The 14,143-nt window shown below is 73.5% G+C and carries 17 protein-coding genes; 4 read left to right on the top strand and 13 right to left on the bottom strand.

What is annotated here, in order from left to right:
• Window positions 1-29 precede the first annotated feature (29 nt).
• The 5 genes from trpM to ACGFMP_RS09205 form a co-directional block, all read right to left on the bottom strand.
• On the bottom strand, window positions 30-194 hold the full coding sequence (gene trpM / locus ACGFMP_RS09225) for a tryptophan biosynthesis modulator TrpM (protein ID WP_393671302.1): 165 nt from the start codon (window positions 192-194) through the stop codon (window positions 30-32).
• 760 nt (window positions 195-954) lie between these two features.
• On the bottom strand, window positions 955-1,764 hold the full coding sequence (gene trpC, locus ACGFMP_RS09220; RefSeq protein WP_393671300.1) for an indole-3-glycerol phosphate synthase TrpC: 810 nt from the start codon (window positions 1,762-1,764) through the stop codon (window positions 955-957).
• 157 nt (window positions 1,765-1,921) lie between these two features.
• Complete coding sequence (locus tag ACGFMP_RS09215) at window positions 1,922-2,362, bottom strand: DUF2752 domain-containing protein (protein ID WP_393671387.1); 441 nt, start codon at window positions 2,360-2,362, stop codon at window positions 1,922-1,924.
• 78 nt (window positions 2,363-2,440) lie between these two features.
• Window positions 2,441-2,710 carry an HGxxPAAW family protein gene (locus tag ACGFMP_RS09210; RefSeq protein ID WP_393671298.1) on the bottom strand — a complete coding sequence of 90 codons (270 nt, stop codon included), beginning with the start codon at window positions 2,708-2,710 and terminating at the stop codon, window positions 2,441-2,443.
• A gap of 165 nt (window positions 2,711-2,875) precedes the next feature.
• On the bottom strand, window positions 2,876-3,580 hold the full coding sequence (locus ACGFMP_RS09205; protein WP_393671297.1) for a TIGR02234 family membrane protein: 705 nt from the start codon (window positions 3,578-3,580) through the stop codon (window positions 2,876-2,878).
• A gap of 311 nt (window positions 3,581-3,891) precedes the next feature.
• Between ACGFMP_RS09205 and ACGFMP_RS09200 the strand changes: the two genes are divergently transcribed.
• The gene (locus tag ACGFMP_RS09200) at window positions 3,892-5,139 is read left to right on the top strand and encodes a S8 family serine peptidase (RefSeq protein WP_393671296.1); all 1,248 of its coding nucleotides are present in this window, start codon (window positions 3,892-3,894) and stop codon (window positions 5,137-5,139) included.
• 69 nt (window positions 5,140-5,208) lie between these two features.
• Here the strand turns inward: ACGFMP_RS09200 and ACGFMP_RS09195 are convergent, their stop codons facing one another.
• Together ACGFMP_RS09195 and hisI are read right to left on the bottom strand one after the other, a co-directional pair.
• Window positions 5,209-6,714 (bottom strand): anthranilate synthase component I, encoded by a 1,506-nt coding sequence (locus ACGFMP_RS09195; protein ID WP_393671295.1) that lies wholly within the window; start codon window positions 6,712-6,714, stop codon window positions 5,209-5,211.
• Between the two features lie 11 nt (window positions 6,715-6,725).
• Window positions 6,726-7,085 (bottom strand): phosphoribosyl-AMP cyclohydrolase, encoded by a 360-nt coding sequence (gene hisI, locus ACGFMP_RS09190; RefSeq protein WP_393671294.1) that lies wholly within the window; start codon window positions 7,083-7,085, stop codon window positions 6,726-6,728.
• Between the two features lie 159 nt (window positions 7,086-7,244).
• On the opposite strand from hisI, the gene ACGFMP_RS09185 reads away from it, so the two are divergent.
• Both ACGFMP_RS09185 and ACGFMP_RS09180 read left to right on the top strand, forming a co-directional pair.
• Complete coding sequence (locus ACGFMP_RS09185) at window positions 7,245-8,126, top strand: hypothetical protein (protein ID WP_393671292.1); 882 nt, start codon at window positions 7,245-7,247, stop codon at window positions 8,124-8,126.
• 55 nt (window positions 8,127-8,181) lie between these two features.
• A complete protein-coding gene (locus tag ACGFMP_RS09180; RefSeq protein WP_393671290.1) occupies window positions 8,182-8,814 on the top strand; it encodes a TIGR03085 family metal-binding protein in 633 nt (210 codons plus the stop codon).
• 21 nt (window positions 8,815-8,835) lie between these two features.
• Here the strand turns inward: ACGFMP_RS09180 and ACGFMP_RS09175 are convergent, their stop codons facing one another.
• Window positions 8,836-10,071: an MFS transporter gene (locus ACGFMP_RS09175; protein ID WP_393671289.1), complete on the bottom strand. Its 1,236-nt coding sequence runs from the start codon at window positions 10,069-10,071 to the stop codon at window positions 8,836-8,838.
• 18 nt (window positions 10,072-10,089) lie between these two features.
• Window positions 10,090-10,683: a helix-turn-helix domain-containing protein gene (locus ACGFMP_RS09170; RefSeq protein ID WP_393671288.1), complete on the bottom strand. Its 594-nt coding sequence runs from the start codon at window positions 10,681-10,683 to the stop codon at window positions 10,090-10,092.
• Between the two features lie 107 nt (window positions 10,684-10,790).
• Between ACGFMP_RS09170 and ACGFMP_RS09165 the strand changes: the two genes are divergently transcribed.
• Window positions 10,791-11,414 carry an O-methyltransferase gene (locus ACGFMP_RS09165; protein WP_393671287.1) on the top strand — a complete coding sequence of 208 codons (624 nt, stop codon included), beginning with the start codon at window positions 10,791-10,793 and terminating at the stop codon, window positions 11,412-11,414.
• Here the strand turns inward: ACGFMP_RS09165 and hisF are convergent.
• The 4 genes from hisF to hisH are packed head-to-tail and all read right to left on the bottom strand — an operon-like array spanning window position 11,411 to window position 13,981.
• Window positions 11,411-12,169 (bottom strand): imidazole glycerol phosphate synthase subunit HisF, encoded by a 759-nt coding sequence (hisF, locus tag ACGFMP_RS09160; RefSeq protein ID WP_393671285.1) that lies wholly within the window; start codon window positions 12,167-12,169, stop codon window positions 11,411-11,413. The genes ACGFMP_RS09165 and hisF overlap by 4 nt on opposite strands.
• Window positions 12,166-12,570: a Rid family hydrolase gene (locus ACGFMP_RS09155; protein ID WP_393671284.1), complete on the bottom strand. Its 405-nt coding sequence runs from the start codon at window positions 12,568-12,570 to the stop codon at window positions 12,166-12,168. The genes hisF and ACGFMP_RS09155 overlap by 4 nt, the downstream gene beginning before the upstream one ends.
• Window positions 12,567-13,292 carry a bifunctional 1-(5-phosphoribosyl)-5-((5-phosphoribosylamino)methylideneamino)imidazole-4-carboxamide isomerase/phosphoribosylanthranilate isomerase PriA gene (gene priA, locus ACGFMP_RS09150; protein WP_393671283.1) on the bottom strand — a complete coding sequence of 242 codons (726 nt, stop codon included), beginning with the start codon at window positions 13,290-13,292 and terminating at the stop codon, window positions 12,567-12,569. The genes ACGFMP_RS09155 and priA overlap by 4 nt, the downstream gene beginning before the upstream one ends.
• A gap of 53 nt (window positions 13,293-13,345) precedes the next feature.
• Window positions 13,346-13,981 (bottom strand): imidazole glycerol phosphate synthase subunit HisH, encoded by a 636-nt coding sequence (gene hisH, locus ACGFMP_RS09145; protein ID WP_393671281.1) that lies wholly within the window; start codon window positions 13,979-13,981, stop codon window positions 13,346-13,348.
• Window positions 13,982-14,143 lie beyond the last annotated feature (162 nt).

Below are 14,143 nucleotides of genomic sequence, written 5' to 3'. Positions count from 1 at the left end.
GCCCCTGCGCGGCGGTGGGCACTACGGCATTACGCGGACGGGTTCGCGGCTCGGCCGCGGCGCCATCGCATGCCGTTCACCTGGCCCGGCTCGCACCCGATCACATACCGGACGCGGCGACCCAGCACACGGCGTGCCGGGGCGCGGCAGCCGCGGGGGCGGCATCCGGGGGCGAGGCGCGATTCCAGTGACACGCCTCGCACTCTACCGCTGCCGCGGGCCCGGGATGCACTCGCTCCGGCCGCCACCCCTCCGCTCCCCCGAGCCCGGGGTGGGCTCGCCACGGGCGGCGCCCTTCCGCTGCCGCGGGCCCGGGGTGCACTCGCTACGGGCGGCACCCTTCCGCTGCCGCGGGACTGGGCTACTGACGAGGTCGGAGGGTGCCCTACAGGGGCGCGAGGAACTGCGCGACAAGCCCCCACCGGGGCGCGGGTCGTCACCGACCCGAAGGGGCTGATCAGTCCGATCCGGACCACCGGCCGGTGGCCGGTTGCCCGCGCAGTTCCGCCCCCAGAGCTTCGCCTGGGGGTACCCCCAGCGCCCCTGAGGGTTGCCGCCTTCCGCAATGGCACCCCCCAGGGTGCGCGGGGGCGCCCCCAGGCGCAGCCCTGGGGGAGAACGGAGCGGACCAGCCACGTACGGCCGTCGTGTGAACGACACCGCCACCACCCCAGGGGCGCGAGGAACTGCGCGACAAGCCCCCACCAGGGGCGCGGGTCGTCACCGGCCCGAAGGGGCTGTTGCTGTCGCACACGGACCACCGGCCGGCGGGTGGTTGCCCGCGCAGTTCCGCCCCCAGAGCTTCGCCTGGGGGTACCCCCAGCGCCCCTGGTGGTTGCCCTCTTCCGCAAGGGCGCCCCTGGTGGGCACCCCCATGCCGAAGGGGAGCCGCAGCAGCCCCGCGCCCGGGGGAGGCCAGGCACTGTCGAGGGGACCCGAGGCGCGGCGGAGCCGTTATTCGCGGCCCGGGCGGAGAGCCGGGTGGGCGCCGGCGGCGACGAGGTCGGCGACGGCGGTACGGGGGTCGCGCCCGGTGACCAGCGACTCCCCCACCAGCACCGCGTCAGCCCCGTCGTTGGCGTAGGCGATCAGGTCGTGGGGCCCGCGGACCCCGGATTCCGCGATCTTCACGATGTGGTCCGGGATCTCCGGCGCGACGCGCCCGAAGTTCCCCCTGTCGACCTGCAGCGTCTTCAGGTCGCGCGCGTTCACGCCGATGATGCGCGCGCCCGCGTCGACCGCCCGGCCGACCTCCTCCTCGTCGTGGACCTCGACGATCGGGGTGAGCCCGATCGACTCGGCGCGCTCGATGAGCGAGACCAGCGCGGGCTGGTCGAGCGCGGAGACGATCAGCAGCGCGAGGTCGGCGCCGTAGGCCCTGGCCTCCCACAGCTGGTAGGCGGAGACGATGAAGTCCTTGCGGAGCACCGGGATGTCGACCTTGGCGCGTACCGCCTCGAGGTCGGCGAGCGAGCCGCCGAAGCGGCGCTGCTCGGTGAGGACGCTGATGACGGCGGCGCCGCCCGCCTCGTAGTCGGCGGCCAGGCCCGCGGGGTCGGCGATCGCGGCCAGCGCCCCCTTGGACGGGCTGGACCGCTTGACCTCGCAGATGACCTTGACGGCGTCACCGCGCAGCGCGGCGACTCCGTCCTTGGCTTCCCGCGCCTTGGCGGCGCGCTCCTTGAGTTCGTCGAGGGAGACCCGGGCCTGCCGCTCGGCGAGGTCTGCGCGGACTCCGTCGATGATCTCGTCGAGCACACTCACGCGAGAGCTCCCCTTCCGGCCGGCCGTGCAGCGAAATGTTCGGGTCGGTGGCGGAAACCACCGGCAGTGCGATGGTATCGGGCGGCGGCCCGCCATCCCGCATCCGGTGATCCGCGGTCCCACCACCTGGACAAACTTGCCCCGCCCGGCGGACGCCTCAGGGTGCGAGCGCCGCCCCGAAGGGCAGGTTCCTGATCACGGTGAAGGCCAGCAGCAGCGCGCACAGGGCGTAGACGGTGCGGGGCCGCAGTGCCGGGTCGAAGGCCCTGCCGCGCAGGGTGCGGGCGAACCAGACGGTCCACACCACGGCGAAGACGGCGTATCCGGCGACCGCGGCCGCGTTGCAGCCGAGCGCGGTGCCGAGGTGCCCGTGGACCAGCGCGTGGGCGCCGCGCAGGCCGCCGCAGCCCGGGCAGTAGACGCCGGTGTAGTAGAGCAGCGGGCATGCCGGGTAGTGGCCTGGCTGTCCGGGGTCGACGGCCGCGACGTAGCCGAAGCCCGCTGCGACGGCGCCGAGCACCCCGAGCGGTACGGCCGCGGCACGCGGTGCGGCGTGCCCGGCGGTCCGTGCGATGTGGGCCGCCGCGGTCCTGTGGATGGTCACGGCGACGATTGTGCCCCGCGTCACGCGGCGGCGCAGCGGGTGGCTGCGCCAGGTGGCGGGGTGTGGCTCGGGTCAGGCGCCGGCGTGCGCGGCGGCCTCGTCGTGCTTTTCCTCGACGCGCACCGGCCTGCTGACCGCGTGCGCCTCTTCCTTGCGCCCGAGACCCATCATCTTCATGATTCCGCCGACCAGCGGGCCGAGCAGGATCACGGCCATGCTGCCCCAGAACGGAGCCGGCTGTGCGGCGACCATGAAGACTCCTCCGGCACAGAAGCCGATGAAGGAGATGATCACTCCGGTCCAGGCGGCCGGGGTGTGTCCGTGGTCGTGGTGGGCCGCCATGAATACTCCCTGTTGCTCCCGGTGGGAGGCGACCGTCGCCTTCCACGTCGTCCCCCATTGTTGCGCGTATCGGCGCCCGACCACGCACGGGGGTCTGGCGCACCGGGGTCCAGGGCGCCGTCCCGCCGTTCCGCGCCGGGGACGGCGCCGGTCACGGGTCGGCCGTCAGGTGGGGTCCTCACCCCGGTCGAGGGCTTTCCACAGGTCCTCGGAGCGCTCAGGGTCGACCTGCGCGGGCCGGGCGGCCGCGGCGGCGGACGCCGCGGCCCTGTCGCGGACCGGGCGGCGGGCGCCGGGGCGGTCGTAGCGGCCGGACATCGCAGGCCAGGTGCTGCCGTAGCGCAGCGCCAGCAGGCCGGCGGCCAGCAGCAGGAGGCCGCCGGCCGCGGAGACCAGCGGCCACGCGCTGACGCTGGTGTCCACGGCGGTGGTGCGGGCGAGCCCCGCGGCGGTCGCGGCGGCGGAGTCGATGGCCTGGTGATCGCCGCGCCTGGCGAGTGCCATGACGACGACGCCGAGCCCGCTGAGGGTGAGCAGCGCGGCGACGGCGTAGCGGCCGGCCCGGCGGACGGCGAAGACGGCGACGAGCGAGGCCAGCGCCACCAGGGCGAGCGCGCCGGGCAGCGCGGTGGTGTCGGTGCCGCTGGCGTGCACCGGCAGGTGGGTCCCGCCGAAGACGGCGAAGCCGCGCGTCCAGGTCTTGCCCGCGGCGACGAGTACCAGGCTCGCGCCGACCGCGCCGGCGGGCAGCGCGGCGGCCAGCGTCCTGGCACCGGCGCGGCGCGGCGCGGCGGGCGCGCGGGACGGCTCGGCGGGCGGCGTCGCGGCGGGGGCCGGTCCTGGGTGGGGCTGCTGCGGGACGGAGGTCACCTGTCCACTATCCCCTGCCGGTGCACCGCGGCTGCGACCGGGGGCCCAGGGCGGTGGGTACCGGGTGGGACCGGGGCATCGTGGCGCAGATCGGGACAAGCCGATCCCATGCCTCGGCGATGGTCATGAACAAGTCAGAAAGACGTCAACTCCCGCCGACGGCAAGGTAAAGCAGCGGCATAGCTTCCGATCCCGCCGGTACCCCGCCTTGTTGACGTGCGCGGGCCACCATACGTTCTCGGCCATCCCATTGATCACCACCAACCGCACAGGCCCCACGCATCACACACTCCCCCCACCGGAGGCAGCACTTGCACACCCCCCACTCCCCCCGCAGGAACGCCCGCCATACCTGGCCGGCCCTCGCCGCGGCCGCAGGGCTCGCCGCGGCCGGGCTGGTCTCCCTCGCACCTTCCGCCGGCGCGCAGCCGCAGCAGGCTCCCGCGCAGCGCCTGACCACGGCACGCTCCTGCGCGGTCAGCACCGCGCCGGACATGATGGCCTGCAAGGCGCTCAAGGTGACCAGCGGCGCCGACTCCCTCGCACCTTCGGCGCGCTCCGCGCACCCGGCGGCCATCCCGTCGGGTTACGGACCGTCAGAGCTGCGCGGCGCCTACGCCGTTCCCGCCACCGGCGGCGGGACCGCCACCGTCGCGGTCGTGGACGCCTACGACAACCCCGCGGCAGAAGCGGACCTGGCCGTCTACCGCTCGCAGTACGGCCTGCCGGCCTGCACCACGGACAACGGCTGCCTGCGCAAGGTCGGCCAGAGCGGCGGCTCCGCGCTGCCCGCGCCCGACCCGGGCTGGGCCGAGGAGATATCCCTCGACCTGGACATGGTCAGCGCGATCTGCCCCGCCTGCCACATCCTGCTGGTCGAGGCGGACACCTCGGCGATGACCGACCTCGGCGAATCCGTCGACACAGCGGTGGCGCTGGGCGCGAAGTACGTCTCCAACAGCTACGGCGGCGGCGAGTCAGGGGCCGACACCGCCTACGACAGCCAGTACTTCGACCACCCGGGCGTGGCCATCACCGTCAGCTCGGGAGACGCCGGTTACGGCGTGGAGTACCCGGCGGGCTCGCAGTACGTGACCGCGGTCGGCGGCACCTCGCTGCGGCAGGACGGCAGCTCGCGCGGCTGGGCGGAGACCGCGTGGGGCGGGGCGGGCTCCGGCTGCTCGGCCTACGACCCCAAGCCGACCTGGCAGCGGGACGGCGAGTGCGCGGGCCGCACGGTCGCCGACGTGTCCGCGGTCGCCGACCCGGCCACCGGTGTCGCGGTCCACGACACCTACGGCAACGACCGCGGCTGGGAGGTCTTCGGCGGCACCAGCGCCTCCGCGCCGATCGTCGCCTCGCTCTACGCGCTGGCGGGCGAGCCGTCGCAGGGTTCGTACCCCTCGTCCTTCCCGTACGCGCACGCCGACGCGCTGAACGACGTGCTGAGCGGTTCGAACGGCGAGTGCGCCGGCTCGTACCTGTGCACCGGCGCAGGCGGCTTCGACGGGCCGACGGGGCTCGGCACCCCGAACGGCGTGGCGGCCTTCACCGGCTGACACGCGGGCGGCGGGGGCGGGGCGGGCGTGACGGCCGTCCCGCCCCCGTGCGTCCGAGGGCTTTGCCCGTCAGCCGTTCATCACGTTGGCCGTCGCGACCGCCCGCAGCACCGCGGCCGCCTTGTTGCGGCACTCCTCGTCCTCGGCGGCGGGGTCGGAGTCCGCGACGACGCCGGCGCCCGCCTGCACGTACGCGACGCCGTCGCGCAGCACCGCGGTGCGGATCGCGATGGCGGTGTCGGAGTCGCCCGCGAAGTCCAGATAGCCGATGCAGCCGCCGTAGACACCGCGCTTGGTCGGCTCCAGCTCCTCGATGATCTGCATGGCGCGCGGCTTGGGCGCGCCTGACAGGGTGCCGGCAGGGAAGCACGCGGTGAGCACGTCGAAGGCGGTCTTCCCCGCGGCGACCTGCCCGGTGACGGTCGAGACGATGTGCATCACGTGCGAGTAGCGCTCGACCGACATGAAGTCGACCACCTCGACGCTGCCCGGCTCGCAGACCCGGCCCAGGTCGTTGCGCCCCAGGTCGACCAGCATCAGGTGCTCGGCGCGCTCCTTGGGGTCGGCGAGGAGTTCCTCGGCGAGCGCCGCGTCGGCCTGCGGGGTCGCGCCGCGCGGCCTGGTGCCCGCGATCGGGTGCAGCATGGCCCGGCCGTCCTCGACCTTGACCAGCGCCTCAGGGCTCGACCCGACCACGTCGAAGCCGTCGAAGCGCAGCAGGTACATGTACGGCGAAGGGTTGGTCGTGCGCAGCACCCGGTAGACGTCGAGCGCGCTCGCGGTGCACTCCGTCTCCAGCCGCTGGGACGCCACGACCTGGAAGGCCTCGCCCGCGTGGATGCGTTCCTTGATGTCCTCGACGGCCGCCTTGAAGTCGTCGCCGCCCCAGCTCCAGCCGACGCTGAACTCGATCGACTCCGGAAGCACCGTGGGCCGCTGGGGCACGGCCCTGGCCAGGTCGGCCTCCATCGCGTCGAGGCGGGCGACGGCGTCGGCGTAGGCCTCGTCGACTCCGGTGTCCTCGTCGTTGTGGTTGATCGCGTTGGCGATCAGCAGGACGGTGCCGTCCCAGTGGTCGAGGACCGCGAGGTCGGAGGTGAGCAGCATGGTGAGTTCCGGCAGCCGCAGCGCGTCGTGGGTGCTGTCGCCGATGCGTTCGAGGCGGCGCACGATGTCGTATCCGAGGTAGCCCACCATGCCGCCGGTGAAGGGGGGCATGCCCGCGGTGAGGTCGCGCGGGGTGTGCAGCGCCTCGACGGTGGCCCGCAGCGCGGCCAGCGGGTCGCCGTCCGTCGGTACCCCGACCGGGGGGGAGCCCAGCCAGTGCGCCTGCCCGTCCACGGCGGTCAGCGCGGCGGACGACCGCACGCCGACGAAGGAGTAGCGCGACCAGGACCCGCCGCCCGCACCGCTGTTGGAGCTGGTGTCGGCCGATTCGAGCAGGAAGGTCCCGACCCGCTCCGCGGCGAGCTTGCGGTACAGCCCGACGGGCGTGTCGCCGTCCGCGAGGAGCCGGCGGCTGACCGGGATGACGCGGCGGTCGGCCGCCAGCTTGCGGAAGGTTTCGAGGTCCATGGCCGCAGACACTACTGGCCCGCCGCGGGCAGCAGGACGCCGGAATCGAAGCAGGTGCGGTCGCCGGTGTGGCAGGCGGGGCCGACCTGGTCGACCTTCACCAGCAGGGTGTCGCCGTCGCAGTCCAGCGCGACCGACTTCACGTACTGCACATGGCCCGAGGTGTCGCCCTTGACCCAGTACTCGCGGCGGCTGCGGCTCCAGTACGTGCAGCGGCCGGTGGTCAGCGTGCGGTGCAGCGCCTCGTCGTCCATCCAGCCCAGCATCAGCACCTCACCGGTGTCGTACTGCTGGGCGACGGCGGGCACCAGGCCGTCGGCGGTGCGCTTGAGTCGGGCGGCGATGGCGGGATCGAGCGAGGTCGCGGACATGCGTCCATCATGCCGCCGGACGCGGCACCGGCGGAAACACGTTGTCCGCATGGTGAAAATCGTCAATAACCGGCAAAGAGGGTAAGGCGATTGACCCTTCATCCACCTGTCGCAGGGTTGTTACCTGCCGACGTCACCCGTATGGGGCATCCTTCCACCATGGGTTTTCCTCCACCGCCGCACAATGGTCCGCCGCCGCCCCCCGAGCAGGGCGGCGGTTTCGGGCCGCCGCAGGGCTTCGGCCCACCGCCTCCGCCCGGTGACGGCTTCGGGCCACCGCCCCCGCCCGCCGACGGATACGGCTATCCGCAGCAGGGCGGCGGCTACGGGCCGCCCGGACCCCCGGTGCCGCCCGGCGGAGGCTACGGCTACCCCGGCGGTGGCTACCCGGGTGGCGGCTACCCGCCGCCGCCGCCGAGGAACAACACCAAGCGCAACGTGTGGATCGCGGTCGGCGCGGTCGTCGTGGTCGGCGCGGTCGTCGCCGGCATAGCCGCGTCGAGCGGCGGCGACGACAAGCCGAGCGCCAAGAACACCACCAAGCCCCCGTTGACGCTCACCGCGATGCCCACCGTGCCGACCATGCCGACACCCACCTTCACGCTGCCGACGGACTTCCCGAGCCTCGACCTCCCGACCGACTTCCCTTCGGTCACCGAGGAGCCGGACCCCTCGTCGACGGACGAGCAGGAGGTGCCGTACGTGACCGTGGACCCGGGCAAATGCTTCAACGCGCCCTCGATGACGCACACCATCCACACCGTCCAGACCGTCTCGTGCAGCGCGGCGCACGACGCCCAGTCGATCGCCAACAAGACGCTGTCCGGCACCTTCACCAGCGACGACGAGATCGAGGAGAAGGCGTTCTCGCTGTGCGAGGCGGACGCCAACAGGCACGCGCCCTCCGGCGGCGACTACTACGAGTACGTGCTCTACCCGCAGCTGGTCACCTACCAGGTGCAGGGCCGCAAGACCGTCACCTGCGCGCTCACCCTGAACGACGGCAAGAACGGCAAGAAGCTGCACAGCAAGCTGAGCTGACCGGCCGGGGCGCGGGAAGCGGACGTACGGCCCGCGGGTCGTTAACCTGGCGGGTATGACGACCCATGCACAGCGTGAACGTCTGCTCCTCGCCGACCTGCTGGAAAGCTCGGGTCCCGACGCACCGACCCTGTGCGAGGGTTGGACGACCCGGGACCTGGCCGCCCACGTCGTGGTGCGCGAGCGCCGCGGTGACGCCGCCGCCGGGCAGATCGTCCCGCAGCTCGCGGGCCGGTTGGAGCGGGTGCGCGGCGAATACGCGCGGCGGCCCTACGAGGAACTGATCGGGCTGATCAGGACCGGGCCGCCGCGCCTGTCGCCCTTCGCCCTCAAGCAGCTCGACGAGGCGTCCAACACCCTGGAGTTCTACGTCCACACCGAGGACGTGCGGCGGGCGGTGCCCGACTGGACGCCCCGCGAGATCGACCAGGTCTTCGCGGACGCCCTGTGGGCCCGCCTCGAACGCGCCGCCCGCCTCCTCGGCCGGCGCTCCACCGTCGGCCTGGTGCTGCGCCGTCCCGACGGCCAGACCGTGGTGGCGCACCGCGGCTCCCCGGTCGTGACGGTCACCGGCGAGCCCGCCGAGCTCACGCTCTTCGTATTCGGCCGCCAGGCCGCGGCGGACGTCACCGTCGAGGGCGACAAGGCCGCGGTGGCCGCGGCCTACGACGCCCGGCTCGGCATGTGACGGTGCAGGCCCTTGCCGGGGTCAGGGGAGTTCGGCGGTGCGGACCGCGGGCAGCAGCAGCGTGAAGGCGCCGCCCAGCGCGGCCACCGCGGCGCTGGCCAGGAAGACCGGTGAGGGCCCGACGGCTCCCGTCGCGGTGGCGAAGAGCGGGTAGGCGAGCGGGGCCAGCCCGAAACCGGTGAGGCTCATGACCGAGGTGACGCGGCCGAGGTAGGCAGGGGCGGTCGCGGTCTGGATGAGCGCTGCGGCGAGGCCGCCGCAGACCCCGCAGACGAGGCCGGCCAGGAGCGCCAGGGCCGCCGCGGCGGCCAGTGACCGGGCGACGCCGATGGAGCCGACCGCCGCCGCCCCCGCGAGCAGCGTGCCGATCTGCACGGCTCCGGCCCGCCGTATCCGCCCGCGCACCGCCAGCAGCAGCGCACCGGCGGCCGCGCCCGCTCCGAACGCGGCGATGATCCATCCGTATCCTGCGGCGCCCCAGCCGCGCTCGTCGGCGAGCAGCACCATGCCGACGTTGAGCGGCCCGACGAGACCGAGTTCGCACAGGGCGCCCGACAAGACCAGCGGCCCGACCAGCCGGTGGCGCCTGACGTAGCGCAGCCCGTCGCGCAGCTCCCGTGCGGCCGGGGCCCGTTCGACGGCGGGCTGCGGGGCGATGCGGGTGCTGAGCAGCAGCGGCACGGAGGTCGCGAAGAGCAGTCCCGCCACCCCGAAGGCCGCGGCGGCGCCGCCGAGACCCATCGCGAGCCCGCCGGCCGGCGGCCCCACGACGGTGCCGAGCCGTACGGTCAGCGCGCGCAGGCCCTGGAGGCGTGCCAGCTGGTCGGGCGTGGTGATCCGGGGCGGCAGCGCCCCGACCGCGGGCATGAAGAGGGCGTCGACGACGCCGAAGGCCAGCGCGACGGCGACCAGCAGCCACAGCCCGGGGGACGCCAGCGCGAGGGTGCCGGCCGCGGCGAGGATCAGGGCGCAGCGGACGGTGTCGCTGCCGATGACCACAAGGCGCGGGCCGAAGCGGTCGGCGATCACTCCCCCGCCGAGCATCAGGACGGCCCGCGGCACCGCGCCCGCGGCCATGACCAGGCCGACCTGGGCGGGGGGTGCGGCCTTGGCGGCGGCGAATCCGAGCGCGACGAAGTAGACGGAGTCGCCGAGCAGGGAGGCGGTGTAGGCGGTGAGCCAGCGCAGCACGTTGCCGTCGCGGTGGGCGGGCCTTGCTGCCGGTGCGGTACGTGCGGTTGCCGCGGACGCCGTCATGATGCGGCCCTCCTGGGGTCAGGGGCGGAAGGGGAAGCCGTACATCTGGACGGCCACGTGCTCGCGGCCCGCGGTGTCCCCCGCGTCCTGCGCGGCCCGGCCGCGGTCGGTCCAGCGCTGCATGAGCTCGGCGATCTCGCCGGCCAGCTGCCCGAGCTCCGCCGCGTTGAGCAGCGGCATGTACTCGGAGGAGAAGGACGCGTCGGTCCACTCGCGGGGCCAGGCGGACTGCTGGTCGAGGTACTGCCGGTAGCGCTCGGCGCGGGTGGCGAGCAGCTGCCTGGTGACCTCGGCCAGGACCGCGGCGCCTTCCGGCCGGTCGTCGAAGTCGGCGGTGCGGAAGGAGAATCCGCGCTCCGCCGAGACCTTCCACCAGCGCTCGCGGCCGTCCGTGCCGTGCCCGGGGTCCTCGACGATGAAGCCGTGCGCGGCCATCTTCCGCAGGTGGTAGCTGACCAGCGACACCGCCTCGTCGACCTGGTCGGCCAGGTGGGAGGCGGTGGCGGCGCGTGCGGTGAACAGCGCGCGGTAGAGGCGGATGCGCAGCGGGTGGGTGAAGACCTTGAGGGCGTCGAGGTCGGTGATGCGCTGGGTGCGGTCCTGTTCTGTCACCTGTCCAGGCTAGATGCGCAAACAAAGTTGCACAACAGAAGTTGTGCAACTTTTCTTTCTCACCTGATCGCTCCCATCCGCCCCTGCCGTCCCGGCAGGATGGCGCCATGTCTCTCGACGGCACCCGTGCGCACCTCAGTGGCCCCGGTGATCTGCCGCCCCTGGTGGAACGCGCCGCCCTCACCGCGACCCGGCTCGGCTTCCCCTACTCCTGCCGGCCGGAGCAGGGGCGGCTGCTGCACGCGCTCGCCGCCGGCGCGGAACGCATCGGCGAGACCGGCACCGGATGCGGCGTCGGACTCGCCTGGCTCGTCTCCGGCATGCGCAACGGGGCGACGGCGGTGAGCGTCGAGAGCGACGCCGGCCGCGCGCAGGCCGCAGCCGGGCTCTTCGCCCCGCTGGCCCCCTGGGTCACCGTGCGGCACGCGGACTGGACCGCGATCGCCGACCACGGGCCCTTCGACCTGCTGGTCCTCGACGGCGGCGGCCAGGGCAAGTCCGATGGCCCCGCGGCCGACCCGACCGCCCTGCTGCGGCCCGGGGGCGTCCTGGTCATCGACGACTTCACCCCGTCACGGGGCGGCCCGCCGGTCCACGAGGGCCGTCCGGACGGGGCACGGCTGCACTGGCTCGACCACCCGGCCCTCCGCACGGTCGAGGTCCCGCTGGCCCCCGACCTCGCGGTGCTGCTGTGCACGAGGATCGCCGCGGCCGGGCAGCCGCCCGCCTAGCGGACCGGGTGCCCCGCGGTCCGCAGCGCCGTCTTGACCTCGGGGATGCGGAGGTCGCCGAAGTGGAAGACGGACGCGGCCAATACCGCGTCCGCGCCCGCGGCCACGGCCGGCGCGAAGTCGTCAAGCCGCCCCGCGCCGCCGGAGGCGATCACCGGCACCGACACCCGCGACCGCACCGCCGCGATCATCTCCGTGTCGTAGCCGTCCTTCGTGCCGTCCGCGTCCATGGAGTTGAGCAGGATCTCCCCCGCGCCCAACTCGGCGGCCCGCTCGGCCCACTCGACGGCGTCCATCCCCGTACCCCGGCGGCCGCCGTGCGTCGTGACCTCGAAACCCTCGCCCGAGGCGGCCCGCCGGGCATCCACCGACAGCACCAGCACCTGCCGCCCGAAGCGCTCCGCGATCTCGCGGAGCAGCTCGGGCCGGGCGATGGCGGCGGTGTTGACGCCGACCTTGTCGGCGCCGGCCCGCAGCAGCTTGTCGACGTCGTCGGTGCTGCGCACCCCGCCGCCGACGGTCAGCGGGATGAAGACCTGCTCCGCGGTACGGCGGACCACGTCGTAGGTGGTCTCCCGGTCGCCCGAGGACGCGGTGATGTCCAGGAAGGTCAACTCGTCGGCGCCCTCGGCGTCGTAGAGCCTGGCCATCTCGACCGGGTCGCCCGCGTCCCGCAGGTTCCGGAAGTTGACGCCCTTGACGACCCGGCCGCCGTCCACGTCGAGGCAGGGGATGACCCTTACCGCGAGAGTCATTCGATGTCTCCTCGGAAAGCTTCGATCTCGACTTCCACCAGCACCCGGGAGTCCGCGAACCCGGCCACCACGACCATCGTGGCCGCCGGGCGGACGTCGCCGAACAGCTCCCGGTGGGCCCGGCCCACATCGTCGGCGTCCCTGCCGTGGCTCATGTACATGCGGGTACGGATCACGCTCTCCGGACCCAGGCCGAACGGCTCGATCGCGGCCAGCGCGTTGCCGAAGGCCAGCAGCGCCTGCTCGTAAGGGCTGCCCTCACCGCGGACCTCGCCGTCGACCAGCGGCATGGTGCCGGACACCAGCACCCTGTCCCCCGCGGCGACGGCCCGCGCGAAGCCGATGGTCTCCTCAAGCGGACTCTCGGACTGCTCGCGCCGTACTGCAGGGGTTCCGGTCATCGTGACACTGCCTCCAAGGCCTCTTCGAGGGTGAACGCCTTCGCGTAGAGAGCCTTGCCGACGATCGCGCCCTCCACGCCTTGCGGAACAAGAGAAGCGATCGCACGCAGATCGTCAAGGCTGGAGACACCGCCGGACGCGACGACAGGGCGGTCGGTGGCCGCGCACACGGAGGACAGCAGCTCCAGGTTGGGGCCCTGGAGGGTGCCGTCCTTGGCGATGTCGGTGACCACGTAGCGGGCGCAGCCCTCGGAGTCCAGCCTGGCCAGCGTCTCGTAGAGGTCGCCGCCGTCCCGGGTCCAGCCGCGGCCGCGCAGGGTGGTGCCGCGGACGTCGAGGCCGACCGCGATCCGGTCGCCGTGCTCGGCGATGACCTTGGCGACCCACTCGGGGGTCTCCAGCGCGGCCGTGCCGAGGTTGACCCGGGTGCAGCCGGTGGCGAGCGCCGCGGCGAGCGTGTCGTCGTCGCGGATGCCGCCGGACAGCTCGACCTTGATGTCCATGGTGCGGGCCACCTCGGCGATGCGCGCCCGGTTGTCGCCGGTGCCGAAGGCCGCGTCGAGGTCCACCAGATGCAGCCACTCCGCGCCCGCGCCCTGCCAGGCGAGCGCCGCGGCGAGCGGGTCGCCGTACGACGTCTCGGAGCCGGACTCGCCGTGCACGAGGCGCACGGCCTGGCCGTCCCTGACATCGACGGCGGGGAGCAGTTCGAGCTTGGTCATCGGGTTGCGTCCTAGCGGGTTGGGTCGGTGGGCGGCGGGTCCCGAGGGCGGGTCTAGAGCGTGTCGAGCCAGTTGGCGAGCAGCAGCGCGCCGGCCTCGCCGGACTTCTCCGGGTGGAACTGGGTGGCCCACAGCGGGCCGTTCTCCACCGCGGCCACGAAGGGCTCGCCGTGGGTGGTCCAGCTGACCTGGGGGCTGGTGAGGCGCTCGCTCTGCGTCTCCAGCTCCCAGCTGCGCACCCCGTAGGAGTGCACGAAGTAGAAGCGGGCGTCGTCGTCGGAGCCCGCGAACAGCCGGGAGCCCCCGGCGGCCTTGACCGTGTTCCAGCCCATGTGCGGGACGACCGGGGCCCGGAGCGGCTCGACCGTGCCGGGCCACTCGTCCAGGCCCTCGGTCTGCACACCGTGCTCGATGCCGCGGGCGAAGAGGATCTGCATGCCGACGCAGATCCCCATGACCGGCCGGCCGCCGGCCAGCCTGCGCCCGACGATCCAGTCGCCGCGTACGCCCTTGAGCCCGGCCATGCACGCGGCGAACGCGCCGACGCCGGGCACGAGCAGGCCGTCGGCCCGCATCGCCCGGTCGAAGTCGGCCGTGATCTCGACATCGGCGCCGGCGTGCGCGAGGGCGCGCTCGGCCGACCTGACATTGCCGAATCCGTAGTCGAGGACGACGACGCTCTTGCTCATCCCGGCCCCCTAGAGCTGGAGCAGACCGGTGACGAGAGCCATCACCGATCCGATGGCCAGCAGCGCGATCAGGCTTCTGGACTGCTTCTGCTTCCAGAACGAGTACACCCCACCCGCCAGGAACAGTCCCAGCACGATGAAGACGGTCGATCCCTTGCTCAC

The sequence above is a fragment of the Streptomyces sp. NPDC049040 genome, from assembly GCF_043197715.1.
Classification (GTDB): domain Bacteria; phylum Actinomycetota; class Actinomycetes; order Streptomycetales; family Streptomycetaceae; genus Actinacidiphila.
Note: the sequence above shows the minus strand (reverse complement) of the source record. Positions and strands in the feature narration are given on the sequence as shown.

Coding starts and splice junctions, on each gene's coding strand:
- ACGFMP_RS09210 (WP_393671298.1), bottom strand. CDS start 2,710: ATGGCGGCCCACCACGACCACGGACACACCCCGGCCGCCTGGACCGGA.
- ACGFMP_RS09195 (WP_393671295.1), bottom strand. CDS start 6,714: ATGGACCTCGAAACCTTCCGCAAGCTGGCGGCCGACCGCCGCGTCATC.
- hisI (WP_393671294.1), bottom strand. CDS start 7,085: ATGTCCGCGACCTCGCTCGATCCCGCCATCGCCGCCCGACTCAAGCGC.
- ACGFMP_RS09185 (WP_393671292.1), top strand. CDS start 7,245: ATGGGTTTTCCTCCACCGCCGCACAATGGTCCGCCGCCGCCCCCCGAG.
- ACGFMP_RS09180 (WP_393671290.1), top strand. CDS start 8,182: ATGACGACCCATGCACAGCGTGAACGTCTGCTCCTCGCCGACCTGCTG.
- ACGFMP_RS09175 (WP_393671289.1), bottom strand. CDS start 10,071: ATGACGGCGTCCGCGGCAACCGCACGTACCGCACCGGCAGCAAGGCCC.
- ACGFMP_RS09165 (WP_393671287.1), top strand. CDS start 10,791: ATGTCTCTCGACGGCACCCGTGCGCACCTCAGTGGCCCCGGTGATCTG.
- hisF (WP_393671285.1), bottom strand. CDS start 12,169: ATGACTCTCGCGGTAAGGGTCATCCCCTGCCTCGACGTGGACGGCGGC.
- ACGFMP_RS09155 (WP_393671284.1), bottom strand. CDS start 12,570: ATGACCGGAACCCCTGCAGTACGGCGCGAGCAGTCCGAGAGTCCGCTT.
- priA (WP_393671283.1), bottom strand. CDS start 13,292: ATGACCAAGCTCGAACTGCTCCCCGCCGTCGATGTCAGGGACGGCCAG.
- hisH (WP_393671281.1), bottom strand. CDS start 13,981: ATGAGCAAGAGCGTCGTCGTCCTCGACTACGGATTCGGCAATGTCAGG.